This window comes from Rhodococcus rhodochrous (assembly GCF_014854695.1).
Taxonomy (GTDB): Bacteria; Actinomycetota; Actinomycetes; order Mycobacteriales; family Mycobacteriaceae; genus Rhodococcus.
This window is the reverse complement of record NZ_CP027557.1, coordinates 1395468-1416090: the sequence shown is the minus strand read 5'-3', so window position 1 is coordinate 1416090 and position 20623 is coordinate 1395468. Positions and strand designations below refer to the sequence as shown.

The 20623-nt window shown below is 69.1% G+C and carries 17 protein-coding genes; 6 read left to right on the top strand and 11 right to left on the bottom strand.

Annotation, left to right across the window (positions count from 1 at the left end; all coding sequences use genetic code 11):
• Positions 1–35: 35 nt before the first annotated feature.
• The gene (locus C6Y44_RS06635) at positions 36–620 is read left to right on the top strand and encodes a hypothetical protein (RefSeq protein ID WP_225623738.1); all 585 of its coding nucleotides are present in this window, start codon (positions 36–38) and stop codon (positions 618–620) included.
• Between the two features lie 22 nt (positions 621–642).
• Here C6Y44_RS06635 and C6Y44_RS06630 read toward each other — a convergent pair whose 3' ends face one another.
• The 8 genes from C6Y44_RS06630 to C6Y44_RS06595 all read right to left on the bottom strand — a co-directional run bounded on the left by C6Y44_RS06630 (position 643) and on the right by C6Y44_RS06595 (position 12434).
• Positions 643–2070: a lipase maturation factor family protein gene (locus C6Y44_RS06630; protein WP_159418934.1), complete on the bottom strand. Its 1428-nt coding sequence runs from the start codon at positions 2068–2070 to the stop codon at positions 643–645.
• 135 nt (positions 2071–2205) lie between these two features.
• On the bottom strand, positions 2206–4083 hold the full coding sequence (gene recD, locus C6Y44_RS06625) for an exodeoxyribonuclease V subunit alpha (RefSeq protein ID WP_174247074.1): 1878 nt from the start codon (positions 4081–4083) through the stop codon (positions 2206–2208).
• Positions 4084–4091: 8 nt separating this feature from the next.
• The gene (locus C6Y44_RS06620) at positions 4092–7424 is read right to left on the bottom strand and encodes a UvrD-helicase domain-containing protein (protein WP_159418936.1); all 3333 of its coding nucleotides are present in this window, start codon (positions 7422–7424) and stop codon (positions 4092–4094) included.
• A 14-nt stretch (positions 7425–7438) separates the two neighbouring features.
• Positions 7439–10732 (bottom strand): exodeoxyribonuclease V subunit gamma, encoded by a 3294-nt coding sequence (recC, locus tag C6Y44_RS06615; RefSeq protein ID WP_159418937.1) that lies wholly within the window; start codon positions 10730–10732, stop codon positions 7439–7441.
• A gap of 106 nt (positions 10733–10838) precedes the next feature.
• A complete protein-coding gene (locus tag C6Y44_RS06610) occupies positions 10839–11069 on the bottom strand; it encodes an RNA-binding S4 domain-containing protein (protein WP_159418938.1) in 231 nt (76 codons plus the stop codon).
• 99 nt (positions 11070–11168) lie between these two features.
• Positions 11169–11366 (bottom strand): hypothetical protein, encoded by a 198-nt coding sequence (locus tag C6Y44_RS06605; RefSeq protein ID WP_026061505.1) that lies wholly within the window; start codon positions 11364–11366, stop codon positions 11169–11171.
• A 165-nt stretch (positions 11367–11531) separates the two neighbouring features.
• Entirely contained in the window at positions 11532–12032 is a 501-nt protein-coding gene (locus tag C6Y44_RS06600) for a DUF2505 domain-containing protein (RefSeq protein ID WP_088896629.1), read from the bottom strand.
• A gap of 66 nt (positions 12033–12098) precedes the next feature.
• A complete protein-coding gene (locus C6Y44_RS06595; RefSeq protein WP_159418939.1) occupies positions 12099–12434 on the bottom strand; it encodes a hypothetical protein in 336 nt (111 codons plus the stop codon).
• Between the two features lie 342 nt (positions 12435–12776).
• Between C6Y44_RS06595 and C6Y44_RS06590 the strand changes: the two genes are divergently transcribed.
• Positions 12777–13736 (top strand): ferritin-like domain-containing protein, encoded by a 960-nt coding sequence (locus C6Y44_RS06590; protein WP_174247075.1) that lies wholly within the window; start codon positions 12777–12779, stop codon positions 13734–13736.
• Positions 13737–13865: 129 nt separating this feature from the next.
• Positions 13866–14579 (top strand): type 1 glutamine amidotransferase domain-containing protein, encoded by a 714-nt coding sequence (locus tag C6Y44_RS06585; RefSeq protein ID WP_159418941.1) that lies wholly within the window; start codon positions 13866–13868, stop codon positions 14577–14579.
• On the opposite strand, the gene C6Y44_RS06580 is transcribed toward C6Y44_RS06585, so the two are convergent.
• Positions 14569–15591: an alpha/beta hydrolase gene (locus tag C6Y44_RS06580; protein WP_159418942.1), complete on the bottom strand. Its 1023-nt coding sequence runs from the start codon at positions 15589–15591 to the stop codon at positions 14569–14571. The genes C6Y44_RS06585 and C6Y44_RS06580 overlap by 11 nt on opposite strands.
• A gap of 329 nt (positions 15592–15920) precedes the next feature.
• Between C6Y44_RS06580 and C6Y44_RS06575 the strand changes: the two genes are divergently transcribed.
• Positions 15921–16445, top strand: coding sequence for a CarD family transcriptional regulator (locus C6Y44_RS06575; RefSeq protein WP_120281798.1), 525 nt, complete (start codon positions 15921–15923; stop codon positions 16443–16445).
• Between the two features lie 191 nt (positions 16446–16636).
• Entirely contained in the window at positions 16637–18094 is a 1458-nt protein-coding gene (locus tag C6Y44_RS06570; RefSeq protein WP_159418943.1) for a benzaldehyde dehydrogenase, read from the top strand.
• 64 nt (positions 18095–18158) lie between these two features.
• Here C6Y44_RS06570 and C6Y44_RS06565 read toward each other — a convergent pair whose 3' ends face one another.
• Both C6Y44_RS06565 and C6Y44_RS06560 read right to left on the bottom strand, forming a co-directional pair.
• On the bottom strand, positions 18159–19136 hold the full coding sequence (locus C6Y44_RS06565) for an NAD(P)/FAD-dependent oxidoreductase (RefSeq protein WP_159418944.1): 978 nt from the start codon (positions 19134–19136) through the stop codon (positions 18159–18161).
• The gene (locus tag C6Y44_RS06560; RefSeq protein WP_159418945.1) at positions 19133–19978 is read right to left on the bottom strand and encodes a class I SAM-dependent methyltransferase; all 846 of its coding nucleotides are present in this window, start codon (positions 19976–19978) and stop codon (positions 19133–19135) included. Before C6Y44_RS06560 ends, C6Y44_RS06565 begins: the two co-directional genes overlap by 4 nt.
• A 48-nt stretch (positions 19979–20026) precedes the next feature.
• On the opposite strand from C6Y44_RS06560, the gene C6Y44_RS06555 reads away from it, so the two are divergent.
• The gene (locus C6Y44_RS06555) at positions 20027–20611 is read left to right on the top strand and encodes a helix-turn-helix domain-containing protein (protein WP_159418946.1); all 585 of its coding nucleotides are present in this window, start codon (positions 20027–20029) and stop codon (positions 20609–20611) included.
• The last annotated feature ends 12 nt before the right edge of the window (positions 20612–20623 follow it).

Sequence of the window (20623 nt, the reverse complement as noted above, 5' to 3'; positions counted from 1 at the left end):
TTGCGTCGATCCCGGCGCTCGCTATGCTGCCCCGCATGATCAGTCGCCGCGCACGCCTCGTCAGCTTCGTCGTCGTCGCGTGTGCGGCACTCGTCGCGGCAGGGTGTTCGCGGAGCGTGGAGGGTGAGGCCACCGCATCCGAAGCACCCACCGAGGCGGCGAGTACCACCGCCACCTCGTCGGCGCCGACCACGACCACGACCACCTCGGCCGCACCGACGCCGGTCGACCCCGACGATTACGCCGCGACCAGCGAGGGCGTGTACTACTTCGCGTCGCCGGGCGGGCAGTTCGGATGCGCCATCCTCGTCCACACCGCTCCCCTGACGGGCTGCCAGGGCACGATGCCGGCGAGTGCACCCCGGGTCCCCGGCAGCGGCGCGCCCGACGTGCTGGTGCCCGCGAACGCCCTGATGCTCGAAGGCGACGGCCCCGGAGAGTGGGTGAGTATCGGCGACATCGCATTCACGGATTTCGGAGGTGCCCCGAAGACGCTGCCCCACGGCAGCACTCTCACCGTCGATCCGTTCACGTGCACCGTCGACGAGAAGACGGGAATCACGTGCGAGACGGACACCCACGGATTCACCGTGTCGGAGACCGGTGGCGAGGTGTGGTGACAGCGGTGATCAAGGAGGGTGGTCAGGGCAGGTCGTCGCGCGCCATCGGCATCATGAAATCGCCGATCTCGTCCCGCATCCACCACTGGCCCGTCGCGCGTCGTTCGGCGTGCGTGGCGAAGCGGTAGCGGAACAGGCGGGCCCGCACCAGACGGGGCGGTTCGTCCGGGAACGGGTTGTGCCGGAGCAGTTTCACGGTGGCCGGATCGTTCTCCAGCAGTTTTCCCGCGAACCGCGGGAACCACCCCGCGGCGTAGTCGCGGGAGATCCCCGCGAACCACATCAACCAGTCCAGACGCAGGTGGTACGGCGCGTACTGACGCGGCCTGCGATACACGTCGCCCGGTTTGCCCTTGAACTCGTACTCGCGCCACTCCGTCGCCGGTGTCACGACCGCATCGGTGGTGCCCTCGACGATCACTTCTCGTCGGGTACGTGTGACGGTGCCGAACGCGCCGTAGGTGTTCACGAAGTGCCATTTGTTGAACGAAGCGTTCATCGCCTGCCGATGCGACATCATGTTCGCCACCGGCCAGTAGCTGAGCACCGCGACCAGCACGGCCAGCGCCAGCACGGCGACGGTGAACGCGATGGGTGTCGGACCGTAGGTCGTGGCGGAGTCGATCAGCAACCCGTAGAAACTGTCGGGCACCACCGAGAGCGCGATGACGATGGTGATCCAGTTCAGCCACGCGAAGTTGCCGCTCGTCACCAGCCACAACTGTGTGACGATCATGATCAGTGCGGCGATCCCGGCGACCGGCTGCGGCAGGAACAACCCGAACGGCACCACGAGCTGGGTGAAGTGATTACCCGCCACCTCCACCTTGTGCAGTGGCCGCGGGATCAGGTGGAAGTACCGGCTGAGCGGGCCGGGCATCGGCTGGGTCTCATGGTGGTAGTAGAGGCACGTCAGGTCGCGCCAGCACCGGTCGCCGCGCATCTTGATCAGTCCGGCACCGAACTCGAGCCGGAACAGCAACCAGCGCAGCAGGATCAGCACGAGCAGCGGCGGCGCGGTATCGGCGTTGCCCAGGAAGATCGCGAGCACGCCGGCCTCGAGCAGCAGGGACTCCCACCCGAACGAGTACCAGACCTGACCCACGTTGACGATCGACAGGTACAGCAACCACATCACGAACCACACGAGCATGCAGACCACGAGCGGCAACTGCTCGGTGACACCGATGACCGTCACCACCGCCAGCACGAGACCCACCGCGGCAACCGCGGTGAACAGACCGTCGGAGTATCTCCAGTGGAACAGGCTCGGCGACTGCCGGAACGACGTGAGAGACAGGAACCGCGGGGCGGGAAGGATGCCGCGTTCGCCGATCAGCGCCCGGAACTGCAACAGGGCCGCGAGGAAGGCCACGGCATACAGCACCGCGAGTCCACGGGTGACCAGCAGCCGCCCGATCGTGTACCCGTCCGCGTCCAACCAGTCCATCGCTCGGTTCGTTCGTCGTCTGTCGTGCGCGCCGATTCGAGCATGCCACGTCCCGTTCGCCGGCGGAGACGGTCTCGCGACGATAGAACAACCGGACTCGTCCTCATCCGGTCGAGCCCGGAGGTCGACGACCGGCTACACGCGAATCTCCCGCCGGAGCCCGCTCGCTCGGAGCACCTGCCGTGCCACGCCGGCGCGTACCGCGTCCTCGGTCCCGATGATCCGCACGTGCGACCGCGCACGCGTGATCGCGGTGTACAGCAGTTCGCGGGTGAGCAGCGCCGATCCTGAGTCGGGCAGCACCACCGAGACGGTTCCGTACTGACTGCCCTGGCTGCGGTGGATCGTCATCGCGTAGACGGTGCTCACCGCCGGCAGCTGGCTCGGGCGCAGTTCGAAGGGCGCCTCGCCGCGTGCGAACGCCGCGACGAGTTCGTCGCCGCGCCGCACGACCACGCCGGTGTCGCCGTTGTAGATCTGCATGTCGTGGTCGTTCGCGGTGACGAGCAGCGGCCGGCCGGGATACCAACTTTCGAGGTCGAGGCGCTGCCCCGCGGCCTCCCCGATCCATTCGGCGGCCTGCCGCGCCCACCACTGCACGCCGGCCGGGCCGTCGCGGTGCGCGCACAGCAACCGATGTTCCTCGAAGCGCTTGAGCGCCGTCTCGACGTCTCCCGTCTCGGCGGCCTTGGTGACCTCGGCGGCGGAGCGGACGATGTCGTCGCGCAGGGCGTCGAGGTCGGACGGGGCCACAAACGAGACCTCCGGGTCGCCCCTGCGCAGGATGTCGAGCACCTCGTCGCCGTTCCCCTTGCGGACGGCCACGGCCAGATCGGCGATCGCGCCACCGAAGCGGCGGCCGCGGCTCAGGCGCACGACACCGCCACCGAGCCGGGCGCGTTGGGCCGGAGTGAAGGCCGCCTCGGCCGGGTCGTCGGCGGCCGCCAGATCGCGGGTGACGACCCGTTCGAAGACCGGATCGAGGGTGCCGCTGACAGGACGCCCCACCAGATCGGCGAGCACCGCACCGGCGTCGACGGAGGCGAGCTGGTCGGGATCGCCCACGAGGACGAGCCGGGTGTCGGGCCGCACCGCCTCGAGCAGACGGCACATCATCGTCAGCGACACCATCGACGTCTCGTCGACGACGATCACGTCGTATGGCAGGTGGTTGCCCGCGTGGTAGCGGAAGCGGGTGCGGCCGCGCTGCCAGCCGAGCATCCGGTGCACGGTCATGGCGGTGAGATTCGGCGGCAGACCCAGCTCGGTCTCCTGCTCGCGCACCGACTCCTGCAGGCGCGCGGCGGCCTTGCCGGTGGGAGCGGCCAGGCCGATGCGCAGCTCGTGCCCGTACAGACGGGTGAGCAGCGCGAGGATCCGCGCGACCGTGTGGGTCTTGCCGGTGCCCGGCCCGCCCGCGATCACGGTGGTCGGTCGGGTGGCGGCGAGCGCCGCGGCGACGCGCTGACGGTCGGGTGCCGGCGCGGGTCGGGAGGGGTCGTCGGGATGGTGGAACAGCTCGTCGAGCGTCGCCGCGATGCGCTCCTCGTCGAGGTCGGGGAAGGTCGCCGTGCGTTCGGCGAGCACCCGGCGGATCGTCTGCTCCTGCCGGAAATACCGGTCGAGATACAGCAGCGGACCTTCCGCGGTGTCGACGAGGCGCAACGGACGCAGAGGTCCGCGGTCGCCGCCGACCACGAGGGGACTGCGACGCAGCGCCGCGAGCACGTCCTCGTCGCGCGGCCACGGCAGGCTCGCGGGGTCGACGACGGGCTGGCCGTCCGCGTCCTCCTCGACGGTGACCTCGCGGAAACGCGTGAGGTCGAGGCACACCGACCCGGATCGCACGGCACGTACGGCCAGCGCGGTGGCGAGATGAACGTGCGGGTCGTCCTCGCCGCCGAGTGCCGCGAGTCGCAGGGCGACGTGCACGTCGGCGGCAGAGAGTGCGCCCACCTCGTTGAACTGCCGCAGAGCGCCCTTTCCGCGCTGGGCGATCCGAACGTCGGTCATGGACTCGATCACGAGATCACGGCCTTTCCGGCGAGAAGGTCGGACAGGTCGGTGACGAGAGCGGCCGGCGGATGCCAGTCGAACACGCCGCTGCCGGGTGGACTGTCCGGTCCGGCCATGCCGCGGACGAACAGGTATTGCACACCACCGAGGTGGGCGTGCGGGTCGTAGTCGCGCATCCGCCACCGCAGATAACGGTGCAGGGCAACAGAATAGAGCAGCGCCTGCATCGGATAGTGGGCGCGGAGCATCTCCGCCGCCATCGACTCGCGGGTGTAGTGGGCGGTGGTCAGTTCGTCGACGGGCGCGAGCCGGTTGGTCTTGTAGTCGACGACGATGAATCGCGGACCCTCGGTGCGCAGCACGGCGTCGATACTGCCGTTGAGGTAACCCCGCAGCGGCACCGGTTCGAGGGTGCGTACCAGATCGGCGTAGGCCGCCATCGGATCGTCGGCGGGCAGGTGCCGGCGCAGCAACCCGCCGACCGCGTCGAGGGTGACGGTGACGGGCACCGGACTGTCGCCTCCGGTGAGCGGCAACTCGAAGTCGAGTTCGGAGAGCCGGTCGGAGGGAGCGAAGTCGGCGAGGGTCCGGTCGAGCGGCCCGAGCGGGGTGCGCATCACCGGGAGCAACGCCGCCGCGAGCTGGGCGGGGTCGATCGGCGACATCTGGCGGCGCACCGTCTCGCGGCAGCAGTCGAGCAGTTCGGCCTCGAGATCGGGGGCGGAGGTGTCGACGACCTCGAGGACGGCGTGCACCAGCGTGCCGAAGATCGTGCCGCCGGGCAGTCCGTTCATCGGTGACGGAATGCCTTCGCGCGCCGGTTCCGTTGCGCTCAGCGGAGGCTCGGCCGGTTCGTCGGTCGTCACCGGTTCCTCCACCTCACCGCTCACCACGGGCGCATCGTGCACCGAGGCGGTGAGCGCCGAATAGGAGGTCCTGCGCCAGTTCTCGTCGACGACCCGATCGAAGCGGGCTGCGGCGAGAGGTCCGGTCTCCACGCGGGGGCGGGTCCAGCGTCGCACCGGAATCGGATGCGACCCCACCGCTTCGGCGGCGATGACCCCGTCGGCGCGCGCGGCCCACCGGTCGAATTCCTCGGCCATGGCCTCGTCGTGACCGATCCGGCCTTCCGCCGCGATCTCGGCCGAACCGGCATCACGGGCGAACAGCAACCGGTGCAGCGGCGACCGCGAGGTGGGGGTGGACGGCGCCCACCAGAGGGTGAGCGCACACTGCGCGCGCGTCACCGCCACGTACAGCAGGCGCAGTTCCTCCCCCGCCTCCTCGAGTTCGTGCTGACGGCGCCGCGCGACGTAGCCGGGACCGCTCTTGCCACCCACATCGAGGATGCGCCGGCCGTTCTCGTGCAGCAGCAGCTTGTCGGGCTCGGGGTTTTTCGCGGCATCCCACCCGTACGGGACGTGGACGACGGGGAACTCGAGCCCCTTGCTGCCGTGCACGGTGAGGATCTGAACCGCCGCGGCGTCGCTGTCGAGGCGCCGGATCCGGTCGGCCCCACCGCGGTCGGGGTCGTTGATGCGGTCCTCCAGCCAGCGGGTGAGTGCGGCCGGCCCCAGCGACTGTGCCGAGGCGACGTCCTCGAGCAGCTGGGCGACGTGCCGGATGTCGGTGAGTGTGCGTTCCCCGGACGGCTCGTCGAGGAGGCGGGCCTCGACCGAACCGAAGGACGCGAGTCGTTCGAAGACGGCGGCGAAGCCGGTGCGGGCGTAGACGTCGTTCAGTTCGCGGAGCAGTCCGCCGACCTCCACGACCAGCGCTTCGCCCTCCGAATCGATGTCGGTCATCGTGCGGCCGAGCAGCGGGGTGAGCGCGGCGAGCCGGACGCGATCGGCGCGATGGGGCTGATCGAGCGCGTAGAGCACCCACAGCCAGTGCTGCGCGGACGGGGTGGCGAACACACTCGTGCCCCCGGCGACCACGCACGGCACGTTCGCCTTCGTCAGCGCGTCGTGGACGAGTGTCACCTGCTTGTGTTTGCGCACGAGGACCGCGATGTGCCCGGGCTGCACGCGCTCGGGACCGGAACCGAGGTCGAGGGTGACGTTCTCGTCGTCGAGCAGGCGCACGATGTCGGCCGCCACGTCGCGGGCGACCCGCCCGCGCAGGCCGTCGAGGTTCTGCGGGAAACCCCAGTCGTTGAGCGGACCGGCACCGGCACGGGGCAGGTGACGCACCCGCAGGGGCGCGATGCCCGAGAGCCGGGAATCGGCGGCTGCCGCCTTCACCGGGTTCACCACGATGCGGGGATCACCGAGGGCCGCACCGAGATGGACGTGTTCGAGCGCCCGGACGAGATCGCCGTCGCTGCGCCAGTTGGTGGTCAGCTCGCAGTAGGTGTCGGATTCGGAGACGGCGTCGAGATAGCTGAGCACCTCCGCGCCGCGGAAGGCGTAGATGGCCTGCTTCGGGTCGCCGACGAGCACGAGCGTGCTGTGCCCGTGGAACGCCCGGCGCAGGATCTCCCACTGCTTGGGGTCGGTGTCCTGGAACTCGTCGACGAGGACGACGGAGAAGCGCGCACGCATCCGCCGGCAGGCGGCGTCGCCGTGCTCCGGATCGCCGAGCACGGCGTGCAGCAGGGACAACTGGTCGTCGAAGTCGCGCAGGCCGAGGCGGCGCTTGCGTCGTTCGACCTCTTCGCGGACCGCACGTGCGAACTCCACACGCTCGCCGGCCGCGGTGCCGTCGGCGTCGTTCGGTGCGAGTTCGGCCTGCGGGTCGAAGATCGCCTCCTTCGCGGCGACGGCCGCCTCGGCGTAGGTGATGGGGGTCTGTCCTCTGCCGTAGCGCCGCAGGTAGAGATCGTCGACGACCTCCACCCGCAGGTCGTCGACGTCCTCGACGACCGTGACGTCGGGTTCGCGTTCACCGGCGATCCCGAGTTCGTCGAGCATGCGGCGGCAGAAGCCGTGCGTGGTCGAGATGGTGCCGGAGTCGAAGTCGGACAACGCCTGTCGCAGGCGGGACCGCCGCGCGTCGACGTCCTCGCTCGCGAGATGACGGACGAGCATGTCGGTGCTCGTCCGCGCACTGTCCGGATCGGCGAGGGCGGTGGCGACCTGCGCGAACCGGTTGCGGGTGCGCTCGCGTAGTTCCTGCGTCGCGGCCCGGCTGAAGGTGACGAGCAGCAGGTCGGACAGGCGGGCGTGCCCTTCGGCGACGAACCGGGTGGCGAGCCCGACGATCGCGTACGTCTTCCCTGTCCCCGCGCTGGCCTCGAGAACGGTGGTGCCGCTCGGGAGCGGACCGAGCAGATCGAAGCCTGCGGGCGGCGGACCGCCTACGGCGCGCGGATCGGTGATGGCGGTATCGGGCACGCTGCGTCCTTCTCTCACGGGCGTCCCTGGTTCTCGGAGGCGAGCAGGGGTTCCCACAGCCGTCGGGCGAGCACACCGAAACGGGTGGGGTCGTCGAACCAGCCGGCCTCGACGCCGTCCGGTGCGTCGGCGGTGAGCTGCCCGAGCGTCACGTCGGGCCCGTACAGGTACTGCACGTGACGGTCCTTGCCGTCGCCGAACGCGCCACCGAACGCCTTCCCGGCGGCCGACAGTGCCATCTCCACGGAATCGCCGCGGTGTCGGCGATCGGCGTACTCGGCCGACGCGCCCGTCACGAGCGGCAGCGGCCGGCACAGTCCGCGATCGCGCAGATCGACGAGTGCGGCGAGCAGCGCGACGGGATCGGCGGGAGCCAGCAGGGTCGAGCGCCAGGCCGGGTACGAGCGCGAACGGCTGCGCCCGGTGGTCACCGCACGCCACTGCCCGGGATGCCCCGAGGCGACGACGGCGAGCAACCGGATCCATGCTTCCAGCCGGTGTTTCGGCGACAGCTTGGAATACGTGCTGCGGGCCAGTACCTCGCCGTGCACACCTCCGACGGTGCCGGTGAGCCGACGACCGTCGCCGAGATCGACGCGGATATCGACGGTGCGGGCCTGCCCGGTGTGCACACCGGCGCAGGCGTGCACGAGGCGCTCGACATTGTCGCTCACCGCGTCGAGGGTCCTGCGGCCGAGCGCGAACGGCGGGAGCGTGCCGCGACGCCACTCCGCGTCCTGGAAGGCACCCGCGGACATGCCCGCCAACCGCGCTTCGAGCATGCGGTCGCCCAGTTGCCACTGGGCGAGACCGTCGAGTTCGACGTCCAATGCGTCGGCGATGCCCTCGTCGGTGTCGGGGATCCGCAGACCGAGCCGCTGCCGGAGGAATCCCTGCGTCGGATGTGTCAGGAAGGCGACGAGCTCGTCGAGATCGACATCGGTGCGTGCGGGGGCCGGAAGGTCGTCGACGAGAAGTGCACCCGACCGGTCGCGCGCCACCGAACCTCCTTGTCCTGCACGGGCTCCCGCGAGTGCGGTGACACCGAACCCGAACGGGTCGTCGGCCCGGAAGTTCCGCGGGTCGAAGGGCTGCAGGGGATGTCGCCGCACGATGCGCTCGTCGTCGACGTGGATGCCCGTCATCGTCGCCACCACGTCGCGCACCTCGGTGAGCGGAATTGCCGGTGGGCGCAGTGCTCCGGTGACGGCGTCGGCGCCGGTGTGGAACAACAACACACGCTCCTCCGCGGCCATCAGTGCGTCGAGGAGCAGCTGCCGGTCCTCACTGCGCGGATCACGCTCTCCCACACAAGGATTCTGGGTCAGAACGTCGTCACCGTCGATGTGGGCCGTGCGGGGGAAGACGTCGTCGTCGAGACCGAGGAGCACCACCACGCGATGGGGCACCGAGCGCATCGGCACCATCGTGCACACGGTCAGTTCGCCGGTCCGGAAGTTCGAGCGCGACGGACGCCCGGCGAGCCGGGAGGAGAGCATGGACCGGACGTCGCTCAGGGACAACTGCGTGTCGCCGGCGTGCTCGACGGCGTCGCCGATCTCGCGCCGCGCGCGGGTGAGCTGCCATGCGTCGGCAGTGGGAACGTCGGTGAGCAGATCGATGCCGTAACCGAGTTCGTCCGACCACCGCCCCGCCGGGTGCGGGCCGCGCAGCCGGAGCAGCACCACCGTCAGCCGATCGATGAACTCGGCGAACCGCCCGGCGAGGTCGATGTCGTTGCTGTCGACGTCGTCGAGGGGCAGCGACAGCGACAACCACTCCCCGTCCGCTCCGTCGGCGGCGACACCGAGCAGGATGCGGTCGAGTGCCGCCCCGAAGGTGTTCTGCATGAAGTCGCCGAGACCGAAACTCTTGCGCTGCCACGGGCCGAGACCCCAGCGGGCACCGGTCTCGGTGGTCCACTCCTGAAGGCGTTCGAGTTCGTCGTCGTCGAATGCGAACTTGCGGCGCACCGGGGCGGAGGCGGCGAGATCGAGGACCTCGCTGGCGGTGACCCGGCCGTCGGCGAGCGCGAGTAGTTCGGACACCACCGCGAGGATCGGATCGGTGCGGCGCAGGCCGCGATCGGCGAGACGGACCCGCAGCGTGTGGCCGGGATGCTCGCCGACCCCGGCCCCGAAGGCGGCGTGGACGAGCGACGCGTACGTCTCGACATCGGGGCACATGACGATGACGTCGCGTGGCTCGAGAGTGGGGTCGTCGCGGAACAGGTGCAGCAGGCACTCGCGAAGCACCTCGACCTGCCGGGTGGGTCCGTGGCAGGCGTGGATCATCACGGTCCCGTCGGGCTCTGCCGATCCGGGTTCGGGGGCGCGATCGTCGCGGAGATCGGCCTGCAACCGGCCGAGGAGCGTCGCCGGCGGCCGGGGTGAGGTGTGTGGGACGTCGGTGCAGTCGAGGCCGGAGAGCCGGCTCTGGAGTTCGCGCACGTCGCGGCCGAGAGCGGCGAGCAACGGGTGCTGCACCCCGAGAGCGCTGTGGTCGTCGGCGCGACGCATCGACGCCGGACGCCGGGTCAGTCCGTCCCACATCACCGGGCTCGGATGCGGAAGCCAGATGTGCACGTCGCGGTGGTACCCGAGCGCGGACAGCACGTCGACGAGGACGGTGTCGAGGCGGGTGGGACCGAAGATGGAGAGTCGTTCGGGCAGATCGACGACATCGGGGTCGTCCCGCAGCCGGCCGCACAGTTCGCCGAGTCGCTGCGACGGGCTGTCGACCCCGATGCGGGCGCGCAGGCGTCGCCACAGCTCGGCCTGCCATCGCAGATGGTCGTCGAGGGGCGCACCCGTGCCGTCGGTGTCGTGCCCTGCCGCCCACTGGGCGATCATTCCGGGGCGCTGGAGTCCGTAACTGCGGAGCAGGCCGGCGAGATGCGCTGCGGTGGCGTACCGGCGCCCGGCCCGGTGGTCGTCGGCGCCGTGACCGAGGTGACGCGCGAGGGTGGCGCACCACGGTTCGCCGACGCACTCGTCGATCACCCCGAGCAGTGACCACAGCATGCGGGAGGGATGCCACGGATCGTCGTCGGCGGTGATGCCGGAGGCTGCGGCGAGTGCTTCGTCGACGAGGCGCGACGGGGACGGGAAGTCGATGTTGGCGGCCACCCCGTCGCCGGCGGACGAACCGAGCCGGCCCGACAACCGCTGGGTGAGCCATCTTTCGACACCTCGGGCGGGCACCGCGACGACCTCCCGCGCGAACGGATCGTCGAGGGGTTTCGCGAGCACCTCGGCCAGCGCATCCGCCAGGATGCCGGTGCGCTCCGCACGGTGCAGTATCAGCACGCGTCGTTCTCCCTCGTCGTCGCTCGTTCTCGTCCGGTACGGCTTATCACACCGCCCGGACAGGCGACTGCGTCGCAGGTCGCGGGTGCTCCGTGCGACGGACGAGCTACAGGACGGGACGAACCCCACCGGGAGAGACGCCGAAGACCGCCATCGATCGCGTACCCGCGATCGAGACGACGTCCCCGGCACGAAGTGGGGTGCGGGGACTGCGGACCTGGCGATGATCGACGCGGACGAGACCTTCCATGAGCAGCGCCGCCGCTTCACCGCCCGAGCCGGCGAGTCCGCTCTCCTGCAGGAAACCGAACAGGGAGTCGCGCACGAGTGCCTCCATGACACCTACGGTCCCCTCCGGAGGCGACGATGCCTCTTCGCACGAGGTCCGTACGGGTGCACATCCGATGAACACACGGCGAACACCGGCAGCCGGGATTCAGGTCTCCGTCGAGATGTCGAACAGCGACAACTGGTTCCTCGTCATCTCGGCGGTGATATCCGCGTGGTAACGCTCCCCCAGATTCTGTGCGACATGGGCAGGGCAACCGAGTTCGCTGCCGATCTGCTCCCAGGTGTATCCGGCCTCGCGGCGTTCCCACGCGTAGCCGCCGTCCTCGTCCCACGGCATCGACATGATCCGATGGTGGCCCGGGTCACACCCCTCTTCAACGACCCGCCCCGGTGTGTCGCCGACCGATCCGTCCGGAACGACGATGCCGCCGCACCTCGGAAGAGGAACGGCGGCATCGGAACAGATGACCCGTCGACCGGGAGCCGATCGATCGGGCGACCCCGCGAGTCAGTTCTCGGTGAGCCACTTGTCGATGTCGGTCCGATCGTTCTGGACGATGTTCTCGACGAGCTGGACGATCAGACCCTCGATCTGCCCGCCGACGACGGGGACCTTGACGGTGGCCTCGCCACGCACCTCGATCTCGGTACCGCCGGCCGCGTTGCCCCGCAGTTCCGAACGGGCCGCGATCGTGATCGGCAGTCCCGACGTGCTGCCGGCGAGCGTTCCCTGCGCCGTACCGCCCTCGAGTCCGCCCCACTCGTCGGTGCGCTCGATGATCAGAGGTCCTCGCACCACGCCCCGGACGACCGCGGGCAGAGCAGAGGTGTCGATCTGGTCGGAGACCTTCGCGCGGAAGGTTCCGGGACCGGAGCCGACCTCGAGCTGCCCCACGCCGGTCTGGCTCGCAGCCAGTCGGCTGTTCCAGAAGTCCTCGCTGGTCAAAGCGCCGTGGACGCGTTCGACGCTGTGGTCGAGCGTGGACGTGAAAACGAATTCCTTGGACATGACCGGAGACGATATCCTCCCGTTCCGATCTGGACGAAACGGGCCTACCGGTGTCGTTCTGCCACGTCAGAGAACAGCGACGAGAGTCGCCGCCGCTCCTCCGACGACACCCGCCAGAGCGAGCCCGGCCGCCACGGATCCTGCGACCACCGCGGCGGCTGCGAATCCGCAGACGGCGAGAACGACGAACATCAACAAACCTGCGATCGGGTGCTCGAGCAGAGCCGGCATCTCCTCCGCCACCGGAGGGTCCACCTCCCTCGACGCCACGTCGGCCGACGGCGGAGCCTCGACGGACCGCGCGTCGATCGTCCGCACCGGAGTCTCGGCCGACTGCGACGGAGCAACCGTCGCCGGAGCGGTGATCACGTCCGTGGGCATGACGGGTGCTGCCGTGGTCATCGTGTCGTCCCCGCTTTCCTTTGTGCTGCTTGCGGCCGTCTCACGGTCGCCGATCACCTGAAGAGTCAGGCGGACCGCGTCTCGTCCCGGCCTCGATCTCTCACGTCAAGGTGTGCTCCGAAGTTTCCCCGCGAGTAACGGGCTCAAACCGAGACCCGTGTGACTCGCGTGCGCCGAGTGGTCACTGCAGCAACGAACCCGACCAGGGGGTGTGTTATGGATCACATAGACGTTAGCAGTTCCGGGGGTCGGGTAGCCGACAGTTGTCACGTCATTTTCTCGATGGATGTGAATTCGTCGGTAGATCACCGACTCTTCCAGTGCGAAGGAGGCGAACGCACGATGACCGAGAATCGAACTCCCGCGTTGCTCACCCAGTTGCGCACTCTCCACGAACTGACCCATGCAGAGACCCAGGTCGCCGAAACGCGTGTCGCGCAGGCCCGAACCGAAGCGGTACGCAAGGAGCTGACCGAGAACGCCGAGAACTGCCGCATCCGTGCGGTGGCGATCGAAGAGGCGATCCGCGATCTGGGCGGACTTCCCGATGTGGTCGGGCCGTTCATCGGCCGCGCCGCCATCATGGTGAAGACCCTCACCGAGCAGGCGCAGCCGTTCGACGAAGCACTGCTGTCCGACCTCGCCCTCGAACATCAGCTCCTCGACCGTGCCCGCTATGTGAAGGCACTGGCCACCGCGGGCGGACACAAGTCGATCGTGTCGCTGGCGGACCGTCTGATCACAGCTCACACGGCGACGGTCGAGTGGCTCACCACCGTCATCGCGGAGGAGGCGCTCGGCGGTCCTGCCGCTCTGCGTCGCACTCCCCTGCAGGCCGCGGCCGGCGCAGCGGTGCGTCTGGTCAACACGCCGGTCACCTGGTCGGCGCGCAGCATCGATCGAGCGATCGACGTCGCCCGCTCGACGCGTCCCCGCATCGAGTCGCTGCTCTCGCGCGGCGCGCACGCCGGTGACGTCGCAGCCAAGACTATCGGTGCCTCGCGCGATGCGGCTCTCGAGACGGCCGAACGCGTGAGCCGTCGAGAAGGTGCCGACGGCACCGCCGACGCTCTGCACAGGGCACGCAGCGCCTCGGGTGTCCTCACCGAGGAGGAGCTGCCGATCCGGAACTACGACGATCTCACCGTCCCGAAGGCCGTGGCGGCGGTCAAGGAACTGACCGAACCTGCGGACATCCGGGCGATCGTCGCCTACGAGGAAGCGCACAAGGCACGACACGGCGTGATCTCCGCGGCCCAGACCCGTCTGGCCGCCATCGCGCAGGAGGTGGTCGGCGTCTGATCCGCCGTACCCACAGTCACATCACACGATCGCCGGGTCCCTCGTGGGCCCGGCGATCGTCGTCACCCCCCGTGTCGGTCCCGCTCGCAGCGGGTACGCGACGTCTACGTTCATTCGAAAGGACACACCATGACCCGCATCCTGTTCGTCGTCAGCTCCGCCGATCATTGGACGTTGCAGGACGGCACCCGCCATCCCACGGGCTTCTGGGCGGAGGAACTCGTCGAGCCGTACACCGTCTTCGACGAGGCCGGTTACGACATCACCGTTGCCACTCCGGGCGGCCGCACGCCCGTCGTGGACCAGGCCAGCCTCGAACCCGACGCCGCAGGCGGTGAGGACCGCGTGGCCGAGTTGAAGTCGACGCTCGAGAAGTTGCAGCCGGTGCTCTCCGGTGCGGCGGTGCTCGAGGACCAGCGGGCCGAGGACTTCGACCTGCTGTTCGTGCCCGGTGGTCACGGCCCGATGGAGGATCTCGCCGTCGACGAGCGGTTCGGTGAACTCGTGCGGCACTTCGTCGAGGCCGACAAGGTGGTCGCGATGGTGTGCCACGCCCCGGCGGCCCTGCTCCCCGCCCACGAGTCCGGCGGCCGCTGGCTGTTCGAGGGTTACAGCCTGACGGCGTTCACGAACGTCGAGGAGGTCCAGGCGGGACTGGCCGACAAGGCACCCTGGTTGCTGCAGGACCGTCTCCAGGAGGCGGGCGCGGTCTTCTCGTCCGCGGACGCCTGGGAGCCGCACGTGGTGGTCGACCGCGTCCTGTACACGGGCCAGAACCCGGCCTCCTCGCGGCCGCTCGCCGAACGTGTCGTCGCCGAGATCCCCGCGCGCGCTACGTCGTGACCTTGCGGACGAAATCGATCGTCCGCTCGAGCGCGGCACGCGCATCCGGCGTGGACAGATCGAACTGGTACTCGTGTGCCAGTTCCGGTGTGTGATCGTCCGGATAGAACAACGCATCCACCTGCACACCCAGTCCGGTGAGTCGCTGCGCGAGCCTCTCGGACTGGGTGGCGGTGAGCGGATCGGCGTTGCCACCGGAAATGTAGGTGGCCGGGAAGTTCTCGGTGACCGAGTTCAACACCGACATCTGGCCCGCCGCATCCGAAGTGGCGAATTCCCGGGCGCCGGTGTAGGCCCACATCGCCTGCTCGACGCCCCATCCGATCAGCCCGCCGCTCCCACCGATCGCGGACACGTCGTAGATGCCGCAGTTGAGCACGACACCGCGCACGTTCTCCGGTGTGAACGCCGGGTCGACACCGAGGAGCGCGGCGTAGTCGGGGTCGGTGACCGCCGCGGCGATCTGCGCGGACAGTTGCGCCCCGGCCGAGTCACCGGCGAGCACGATCCGCTCGGTGTCGATGTGCAGTTCGTCGGCGTGCTCGAGCAGGTAGCGCTGTGCATCGACGAGTTGCCGCACCGGGGTCGGATAGCGATGGCCCGGTGCGAGCGAGTAGCCGACCGACACCACAGTGAATCCGGCGGCCGCGAGACGCCTGTAGTAACCCGCGTAGTTGGTGCGATTACCCGACAACCATGCGCCGCCGTGCGTCCACACGATCGTCGGCAGCGCCTCGGTGGTCCCTGGCGGTGTGTACACGTCGAGGTAGGCGTCCGGGTCGTCCTCCCGGTAGTGGAGGTCGGCGACGAAGTCCGTCTCCGGAGCGTCCACCGCGAGCTTCTCGGTCTGCTCCCGCGCGTCGCGTTCGAACACCTTGCGCACCACCAGTGACCCCGGCACGGGGGTGAGGACGAATGCGGCGGCCGTGACCACCACGACGAATGCCAGAACGAGCACGACCCGGGGTCCGATCGGGCGACGAGGCCTGCTCTCGGTGACGTCCTCGGCCAATTGTCACTCCTGCTCTGCGTTCGCACCGGCGCGTCCGGCCCGCCGATCATGTCAAATGTTTCCCCCACGTGTGGCTCGACCGCGGAGCGTCGACCACCGTCGAGCCCGTGTGACCTACCCCACAGCGGACGTGTGCGCGGGCCACCTGCGATGATGGGACATGTCACCTCGCGGGTTCCGGCTCGATCATCCGAATGGAATGAGCCTTCCCGCGTCCGCATCAGTCCTCGTTCCCGGAGCGCTGCAGTGATGCGACGGTCGTGCGGTTGCGTTCGTGCCCTTACGAATCGGACGACCGGGTGTGACACCCACCGACAGAGAGAAGTCGTATGCAGTTCTCGACCGGACAGATCGTCGTCCATCCCCATCACGGACCCGCCACGGTGTCCGCGATCATCACCCGGACGATCAAGCAGTCGCCCGTACCGTATCTGCAACTGAAGATTCATCGCTCCGACCTCATGGTCGCCGTGCCGGTGGGGAAGGCCGAGGAGATCGGACTGCGCAACGTCTACGACCCGAGCGAACTCGCAGAACTGTTCGCGATCCTGCACGCTCCCACCGAACACGAAGAACAGACGTGGTCGCGACGATTCAAGAGCAACCGGGAGAAGCTGAACGTCGGTGACCTCCACGTCACCGCCGCCGTGGTTCGCGACCTGACTCGTCGCGAACATCTGAAGGGCCTGTCGGCGGGCGAGAAGGGCATGCTGAAGACTGCACACAGTTCCGTCCTCGCCGAACTCTCCCTCGGCATGTCGCTGTCGGACGAGCAGGCGGAAGAGCTGCTCGAGTCGGCGATCCTGTCGTCCGAACCCACCCCCGAAGAGCGTCGGCTCGTCGCTGCCGGCTGACGGCTCTCCCCTCGACACACGACGCGCCACGCGGACCCCGTCCGCGTGGCGCGCTCGTCCGCCAGAACTGTCGCAGGCTTTCTCGTTGAATGAGAAGAGTCGATCCTGCGAGCCGTCATCGCTCCCACACTCGTGGAACACATCGTGTCCCACGCGCGCGGGACGGCGACGACCACGCTGAGGAGAACCCTATGGCCTTGCTCGACGAAGCCCTGTGGACGGGAAAGATCCATCTCGACGGCTGGCGCCCCGGCAACGGTGGCACCACGAAGGTCACCAACCCCTCGACCGGGGAACAGATCGCCGAGATCGGCCTGGCCGACCCCGAGGACGTCTACGCCGCCGCCCGCGCTGCCGCCGCCGCGCAGAAGTCCTGGGCCGCCACCGCGCCGTCCGAGCGTGCGGAGATCCTCCGTCGCGCCGGTGAGAAGTTCCGCGAACACGCCGACGAACTCATCGGCTGGGGTCTCCGCGAGGCCGGATCAATCCCGGACAAGGCCGCCATGGAGGTGTTCGGTTCCGCCACCGAGTGCTTCGAGGCGTCGGCGCTGCCCACCCATCCGCACGGTGAGTACCTGCCGTCGGACAACGGTCACTGGTCCATCGCGCGCCGACTGCCCGCCGGCGTCGTCTCGGTGATCGCGCCGTTCAACTTCCCGTTGCTGCTCGCGATGCGCTCGGTCGCCCCGGCCCTCGCCCTCGGCAATGCGGTGCTGCTCAAGCCGGATCCGCGTACCACCGTCATCGGTGGTGTCGTCGTGGCCCGGATCTTCGAGGAGGCCGGACTGCCCGCCGGTGTGCTGCAGGTGCTGCCCGGTGGTGGTGACGTCGGCGCCGCGACCGTCGATGCTCCCGAGGTGCGGGTGGTGTCGTTCACCGGATCCACCGCCGCCGGACGCCACGTCGGCAAGGCCGGCGCGGAGCATCTCAAGCGCACCCACCTCGAACTCGGCGGCAACAACGCGATGATCGTGCTCCCCGGCGCCGACGTCGATCTCGCTGCCGGTGTCGGCGCGATGGGATCGTTCTTCCACCAGGGCCAGATCTGCATGACCACCGGCCGGCACCTGGTGCACGAGTCCGTCTACGACGACTACGTGCGCGCCCTCGTCGCGAAGGCGGATGCGCTCGTCGTCGGCGATCCCGCGGGCGGCCCGGTGCACCTGGGCCCGATCATCGACGAGCGTCAGCTGGCGAACATCGACACGATCGTGCAGGAGACCGTGGCCGCAGGCGGCACTCTCGCCGCCGGCGGCACGCACGAGGGGTTGTTCTACCGGCCCACCGTCCTGACCGATCTGACCACCGAGATGCCCGCCTGGGGCCAGGAGATCTTCGGTCCCGTCGCTCCGGTGCTGAAGTTCTCCGACGCCGACGAGGCCGTCGAGCTGGCCAATGCGTCCGAGTACGGCCTGTCGGTGAGCATCGTCGGCGATGTGGGACAGGCGATGAAGATCGCCGACCGGATCCACTCGGGCAAGATCCACATCAACGAGATGACCGTCGCCGACGAGGCCAACGCTCCCTTCGGCGGGGTCGGAGCATCCGGTACCGGTTCCCGCTTCGGCGGTCCGGCCGCGAACATCGAGGCGTTCACCGAGACCCAGTGGGTCACGGTACGTCCCGACATCGCGCCCTACCCGTTCTGACGTAGGTCGCGAATCGGCCGGGCGAGCGTGTGCTCGCCCGGCCGTTCTCGTATGCCTGACAAGGCTATTCGGCGAAAGTGAGTCCGCGGGCGGCTCGTTCCTCCACCGCCGCAGCCGTCTCCTCCGCGATCAGGTCGGCGTTCACCGCCGCCCCGGTCATCACGCCGGCGCCTGCAGCGACCACGACCACCGCGGAGAGGTCGGCGGAGTTGCCCGCCGCCCACACGCCGGGCAGAGCGGTCTTCCCCGTCGGATCGGTCTCGATGAGGGTGCCCACGGGATGGTCGGTGACCGCTCCGCCGAGCTGCTCGTACAGATCGGCGCGGGCGACGAAACGCGGTGCGACCACCACGGCGTCGACCTCGATCTCGGTGCCGTCCTCGAGCACCACGGCACGGACCTCCTCGCCGTCCGCTCGCAGTTCCGCGACGGCGCCGTCGACGATCCGCACGTCGCGTGCCTCGAGCTGGTCGCGGGCCTCGGCTTCCAGGGCGGGCGCCGAGTGGGTGAAGAAGGTGACGTCGTCGCTGAGCTGACGGAACAACAGGGTCTGGTGCACGCTCATCGGCCCCGAGGAGATCACGCCGATGCGCCGGTCCCGAACCTCCCAGCCGTGGCAGTACGGGCAGTGCAGGACACTCTTGCCCCACAGTTCGCGGACTCCGGGCAGGTCGGGCAGCTCGTCGACCAGTCCCGTCGCGAGGATGAGCCGACGTGCCTGCACAGTGGTGCCGCCGGAGAGACCGATCTCGAATCCCGTGTCGCTGCGACGAGCGGATTCTGCTCGTGCGGACAGGATCTCGGCGCCGTATCCGGCGGCCTCCTTCCGGCCGAGAGCCAGAAGTTCGGTCGGCGCGATGCCTTCGTGTCCGATCACGTTGTGCGCGGCCACCGCTGGGGCGTTGCGCGGTTCACCGGCGTCGACGACGAGCACCGAGCGGCGCGAGCGTGCCAGCGCGGTGGCGGCACTCAGTCCGGCCGAGCCGCCGCCGATCACGACGACGTCGTAACCGTCCTGTGTGGGGTTCTCCTGGGTGTTCATCGGTTCTCCTCCTTGATTGCCTGTGCGATCCACACGGTTCGAGACCCACGCACCACCAGATCTGCCCGGTGCAGCACCGAATCGGGACCGTCGCCGACGAGTCGATCGAGCGTGTCGAGATCCTCGTCGGACACGGCGTTGCCGAGGCCGGTCCGCATCCGGTTCAGCACCGCGTGGGCGTATCGACGTGCGGTGTCGTCGACGTCGGCACCGAGTTCGTCGCGGCGCATCTCGACCATCTCGAAGCCTGCGCGACGCAGAGTGTCGCTCCAGTCGGGCCACCTGTTCCACCCTCGGGACGCCGCGGCCTCGTGGCATCTCGCTTCGAGTCCCGGCGTACCGATACCGATGTCGTCGGGCAGGAATCGTGGTTGCGACTCCATCTCGGTGACGACCACCGTCCCCCCGGGTGCCATCGCCTCGGCGAGTTGCCGGAGCGTCGCATCCGGATCCTCGATGTGGTGTAGGGACAGTGCCGCCCAGGCGAGGTCGATCGCGCCGACGGCCGGAAGTCCTGCATCGAGGTCGACCTCGACGGTCCGGATCCGATCACCGAACCCGTTGTGCTCGGCGGTCTTCCGGATTCGCTCGAGCATCCCGGCGGACCGGTCGAGAGCGACGAGCTGCGCGTGGGGGAAGCGGCGCGCCAGGGCGAGGGTGCCCGTTCCTGTGCCGGCGCCGATGTCGACGACGGTGCGCGGTTCGCGCTCGAGCTGTCCGGCGACCCGGTCGAGCAACGACTCGAAGTAGGGCCGGTTCATCGCGGCGTCGAGGTCGAGCACCTCGGCCATCGACTCGTCGTGAGCGTGGTCGTGCGGTGCGTGGTGGGCGTGGTGGTGCATGACTCCACGTTAGGACGCGTCATCCAGTTTCGGCATACACTCTTGCCTATGGAGCAAGAAACGTCCGATCTGGACCAACTCATCCGCCAGCGCATCCGCAGCCTGCGGCTCGCGCGGGGGTGGACCCTCGACGCTCTCGCAGCCCGGTGCCACATCAGCCCGTCGAACCTGAGCCGCATCGAGACGGGCCGTCGCAGGATCGCACTCGACCAGCTCGTCCCCATCGCGCGGGCACTCGACACCACGATCGACCAGCTCGTCGAATCCGGCGAGGACCAGGACGTGGTGATCAGACCTCAGCCCTGCGACACCCCGGGGTACACGACCTGGCTGTTGTCGCGGGAACGATCACTGGGCGGCGTCACCATCGCCAAGATGCGGATCACGAAGCAGGAGCCGGTGCCGGCCGACACACTCCCCGTGCACCCGGGGCACGAATGGTTCACCGTCCTGACCGGCACTGCCCGGCTCCAACTCGGCGAGCGGACGATCCTCATCCAGGAGGGCAACGCCGCCGAGTTCTCGACGATGACGCCACACGCCATCAGCGCGCACGACGGACCGGTGGAGATCCTCACGATCCTCGATCAGAACGGGGAGCGTGCGCACCTGCGCAACCCCGCATCGCACTGAAAGGACCGGGTT

Bases quoted from the DNA above. Each gene is read 5' to 3' on its own strand.
- C6Y44_RS06635 (WP_225623738.1), top strand. From the start codon at position 36: ATGATCAGTCGCCGCGCACGCCTCGTCAGCTTCGTCGTCGTCGCGTGT.
- C6Y44_RS06630 (WP_159418934.1), bottom strand. From the start codon at position 2,070: ATGGACTGGTTGGACGCGGACGGGTACACGATCGGGCGGCTGCTGGTC.
- recD (WP_174247074.1), bottom strand. From the start codon at position 4,083: ATGACCGACGTTCGGATCGCCCAGCGCGGAAAGGGCGCTCTGCGGCAG.
- C6Y44_RS06610 (WP_159418938.1), bottom strand. From the start codon at position 11,069: ATGGAGGCACTCGTGCGCGACTCCCTGTTCGGTTTCCTGCAGGAGAGC.
- C6Y44_RS06605 (WP_026061505.1), bottom strand. From the start codon at position 11,366: ATGTCGATGCCGTGGGACGAGGACGGCGGCTACGCGTGGGAACGCCGC.
- C6Y44_RS06600 (WP_088896629.1), bottom strand. From the start codon at position 12,032: ATGTCCAAGGAATTCGTTTTCACGTCCACGCTCGACCACAGCGTCGAA.
- C6Y44_RS06595 (WP_159418939.1), bottom strand. From the start codon at position 12,434: ATGACCACGGCAGCACCCGTCATGCCCACGGACGTGATCACCGCTCCG.
- C6Y44_RS06590 (WP_174247075.1), top strand. From the start codon at position 12,777: ATGACCGAGAATCGAACTCCCGCGTTGCTCACCCAGTTGCGCACTCTC.
- C6Y44_RS06585 (WP_159418941.1), top strand. From the start codon at position 13,866: ATGACCCGCATCCTGTTCGTCGTCAGCTCCGCCGATCATTGGACGTTG.
- C6Y44_RS06575 (WP_120281798.1), top strand. From the start codon at position 15,921: ATGCAGTTCTCGACCGGACAGATCGTCGTCCATCCCCATCACGGACCC.
- C6Y44_RS06570 (WP_159418943.1), top strand. From the start codon at position 16,637: ATGGCCTTGCTCGACGAAGCCCTGTGGACGGGAAAGATCCATCTCGAC.
- C6Y44_RS06565 (WP_159418944.1), bottom strand. From the start codon at position 19,136: ATGAACACCCAGGAGAACCCCACACAGGACGGTTACGACGTCGTCGTG.
- C6Y44_RS06560 (WP_159418945.1), bottom strand. From the start codon at position 19,978: ATGCACCACCACGCCCACCACGCACCGCACGACCACGCTCACGACGAG.
- C6Y44_RS06555 (WP_159418946.1), top strand. From the start codon at position 20,027: ATGGAGCAAGAAACGTCCGATCTGGACCAACTCATCCGCCAGCGCATC.